Origin of the sequence: Paraburkholderia sp. SIMBA_054, from assembly GCF_046534875.1 — a bacterium.
Lineage (GTDB): Bacteria > Pseudomonadota > Gammaproteobacteria > Burkholderiales > Burkholderiaceae > Paraburkholderia > Paraburkholderia hospita.
This window is the reverse complement of the sequence record NZ_JAWRXV010001259.1, coordinates 1-252: the sequence shown is the minus strand read 5'-3', so window position 1 is coordinate 252 and position 252 is coordinate 1. Positions and strand designations below refer to the sequence as shown.

At 65.5% G+C, this 252-nt stretch carries 1 protein-coding gene; it reads left to right on the top strand.

All coding sequences use genetic code 11. The annotated features are described in order from the left end of the window. A partial coding sequence (locus SB822_RS59140; RefSeq protein ID WP_410859381.1) for a hypothetical protein occupies window positions 1-252 on the top strand: 252 nt, incomplete at both ends.

Genomic DNA, 252 nt, shown 5'->3' with positions numbered 1-252 from the left:
GAAGTCGACCTGAACCTGTTCCCGACCGAGTTCTTCAACAAGCTCACGGTCTACAAGTCGCCCAAGGCCAGCCTGCCGGAAGGCGGCGCCGCCGGCGTGGTCGACATGAGCAACGCGCATGCCTTCGACAACCCGGGCAAGCACCTGACCTATTCGCTGCAGGCCTCCGACAACACCGTGGCCGACGGCATCGCGCCGCAGGGCTCGCTGATCGGCAGCTGGACCAATGACGCCGGCACCTTCGGCATCCTC